Source organism: Planctomycetota bacterium (assembly GCA_035574235.1).
Lineage (GTDB): Bacteria > Planctomycetota > MHYJ01 > MHYJ01 > JACPRB01 > DATLZA01.
The window spans coordinates 1-3,010 of record DATLZA010000182.1; the positions used below are offsets into that span (position 1 = coordinate 1).

General features: G+C 68.5%; 4 protein-coding genes. 2 read left to right on the forward strand and 2 right to left on the reverse strand.

The window, feature by feature from the left end; all coding sequences use genetic code 11:
• Positions 1-350: phosphoglycerate kinase (pgk, locus tag VNO22_17040; GenBank protein HXG63080.1), on the reverse strand; the 350-nt coding region annotated here is incomplete at its 3' end.
• A gap of 3 nt (positions 351-353) precedes the next feature.
• The gene (gap, locus tag VNO22_17045) at positions 354-1,367 is read right to left on the reverse strand and encodes a type I glyceraldehyde-3-phosphate dehydrogenase (GenBank protein ID HXG63081.1); all 1,014 of its coding nucleotides are present in this window, start codon (positions 1,365-1,367) and stop codon (positions 354-356) included.
• 129 nt (positions 1,368-1,496) lie between these two features.
• On the opposite strand from gap, the gene VNO22_17050 reads away from it, so the two are divergent.
• Entirely contained in the window at positions 1,497-2,417 is a 921-nt protein-coding gene (locus VNO22_17050; GenBank protein HXG63082.1) for a hypothetical protein, read from the forward strand.
• Positions 2,418-2,476: 59 nt separating this feature from the next.
• Positions 2,477-3,010 (forward strand): hypothetical protein (locus VNO22_17055; GenBank protein HXG63083.1); only part of this gene is annotated, 534 nt, incomplete at its 3' end.

Genomic DNA, 3,010 nt, shown 5'->3' on the forward strand with positions numbered 1-3,010 from the left:
GCCAGCGCCTCGTCGTTCTTCTCCTCCCCGGGGTCGAACCGGATGTTCTCCAGAAGCGAGAGATCCCCCGAAGGCTCCCCGAACGCCACGGGACGCCCCAGAAGCTTCGAGAGATGCTCCGCGACGGGCCGGAGCGAATACTTCGGCTCGGGCTTTCCGTCCGGCCGCCCGAGATGCGAGACGAGAATCACCCGCGCCCCGCGCTCCAGAAGCCACCGGATCGTCGGCAGCGCCGCCCGGATCCGCGTGTCGTCGGCGACCTTGCCGTCCTTGAGCGGGACGTTGAAATCCACCCGGACGAGAACGCGCTTGCCCCGGACGTCCAGATCCCGGATCGAGAGCTTCGCCATCGGCTACCTCGCCGGCATCTTCCCCGTGGAGAGATAGTAGATCGCGTCCACGCAGCGGTTCGAATAGCCCCACTCGTTGTCGTACCAGGAGACCACCTTCACGAGGTTGTCCCCCAGCACCATCGTGCACTTGGCGTCGAAAATCGACGAGTGCGTGTTGCCGATGACGTCCGAGGAGACGATCTCGTCCTCCGTGTACTCCAGAATGCCCTTCATCGGCCCCTGGGCGGCCTCGCGGACGGCGGCGTTGACCTGCTCCTTGGTCACCTTCTGCTTGAGTTCCACGGTGAGATCCACGACCGATCCGTCGACGACCGGCACCCGCATGGCGGTGCCGTCGAGCTTGCCGTTGAGCTCGGGGAGCACCAGGCCGATCGCCTTGGCCGCGCCCGTCGAGGTCGGGATGATGTTCTGGCTGGCCGAACGCGCGCGGCGCAGATCCTTGTGCACCTGGTCGGCCGTGCGCTGGTCGTTCGTAAAGGCGTGGACCGTGGTCATCATGCCCCGCACGACGCCGAACTTGTCGTGGAGGACCTTCGCCAGCGGCGCCAGGCAGTTCGTGGTGCAGGAGGCGTTCGAGATCACGCGCTCCTCGGGCTTGACCGACGTGTGATTGACCCCCATCACGATCGTCGTCATCTTGTCCTTGGCCGGAGCGGTCAGGAGCACCCGCTTGGCCCCCGCCGTCAGATGCTTGGAGCACTCCTCCGTCGAGGTCAGCACCCCCGTGGACTCGACCACCCAGTCGATGTTGAGATCCTTCCACGGAAGCTTCGCGGGATCCTTCTCCGCCACGACCTTGATGGTCTTTCCGTCCACGACGAGGTTTCCGTCCTTCACCTCGACGGTCCCCTCGTAGCGCCCGAAGACGGTGTCGTATTTAAGCAGGTGGGCGTTCGTCCGGGCGTCCGTGAGGTCGTTGATCGCGACGACCTCGAACTCGGGGCGCCGGATCATGCTGCGGAAGACAAGCCGGCCGATGCGGCCGAAGCCGTTGATGGCGACGCGGATGGCCATGAAATCCCTCCTCTTGTGTCAGTCGCGTGCGGGGACCATTCTAGGGGGACCGCCGGGGCTGTCAAGAACAACGCGGGCGACCCCGCCAAGACTTGCCCGCCGCGGAACGCTTCCTATAATGGCGCCGGAATGACCGCGGCCGCGCCGACCCTGAACGTCCAGGAACCCGCGTCCCGATCGGGGGACGCCGCCGTCCCCTCGCTCGAGCTTTTCGTCCGCCGCGAACGGCCCGACGAGCTGCACCTTTATGCGCTCGGGTTCGCTCCGGCGGACTTCGCCGCCCTCTTCGAACGCGAGATCCGTCCGCGCACGGCCCTCCTCTACCGCGTCCCGCCCGATCTCCTCAACCCCAACTACTGGGAGCCCCTCACCAAGGAGGCCGAAGGCGAGGTGCGCGCCAAGATGGGAGGCCTCATCGCCCGCACCGAAGGAGATCGGGCGCTCCTGTGGCGGTCCGACCGAGTGCCCCGCTCCCGCCTCCTGCGCGACGGGCTCGACGAAGTCCCGGTCGAGCTGCTGGGAGGCTACGTCCTTCGCACCCCCGGCGAAGGATTCCTGCGCCTGGCCCGGACCTGGAGCGGCCGCGGCCGCTTCGAGGTCGCCCTCCTCACCCCGCCTCTGCCGGAGCCCCAGGAGATCCTGGGCACCGTCCATCAGGACCTCGTCCGCATGACCCGGTCGCTGCCCGGCGAGCAGTTCCTCTGGGCGACCCAGGACGACGGCCTGACCCGCACGGTCTTCGCCGAGACGGAACATTTCCTGCGCGCCTTCGAGGCGATCCTCCGCCGGTTCGTGGCGCAGGCGGGAGGCCGCCCCGTGGCGCGCATCGGACGGCGCACTCTCGAGCAGCTGGCGGATCTGGCGGAAGGCTGCGGCTTCTCCGCCGCTGCCACCGACGTGAACGACAAGGGCCGCACCCTCGAAGTGCGGCTGCGCCGCGGCCGCACCCCATGGGGCGTGATCCCCGGAGCCGGCGGCGAGGTGGCGCTGGAGCACGACGCGCTTCTCTATTACGACCGCACCGCCGGCCTCTGGGCCGCCTGCACGTAAAACCCCCGGCGGGACCCCCGCCTTGCATAATCTCCCCCCTTTGGTTATCCTTAATTTCGATGGTCCAGCCGACGTTGCCGGAATTCCTCGCGAACCGAACGCTGCTGGCGATGCGCCTTTCCGCCGGCGAACGCGCCGGTCCCTTCCGCCCCCGCTTCCTCCTGCCCTCCCCGACCTTGGGACTGGCCCTCTTCGCGGACGGATCCTGCCGGCTCCTGCGCCCCGGCGACGAGATTACGGGAAAATGTGAACTCGTCCTCGTCAAGCCGGGCGAGGTTCCGCTGCGGTTTTCCTTCCCGGACCTCAAGAGCGCGGACGGATTCCCCGTGACCGCCGCGGCGACCGCGGTTCTCTCCCCCGCGACGGAGCGTTCCGATCTCCTGCGCGACTTCTGCCGCGCGCTGTTCCCCTCGTCGGCCGTCTTCGGCACGGCCGAGCTGCGCGCCCACGTGGGCCCCGAAGTCCGGCGCCTCCTGGCCGCCTTCGTGGCGGCCCGCCCGGCCCGCGATCTCTCCCGCGCCGCCCCGCCCGAGGACCTGGCGATCCTCCTGCGCGACGGCCTGGAACGGTTCCTCTTCGACGCCGGGATCCGC

Bases quoted from the DNA above. Each gene is read 5' to 3' on its own strand.
- gap (HXG63081.1), bottom strand. From the start codon at position 1,367: ATGGCCATCCGCGTCGCCATCAACGGCTTCGGCCGCATCGGCCGGCTT.
- VNO22_17050 (HXG63082.1), top strand. From the start codon at position 1,497: ATGACCGCGGCCGCGCCGACCCTGAACGTCCAGGAACCCGCGTCCCGA.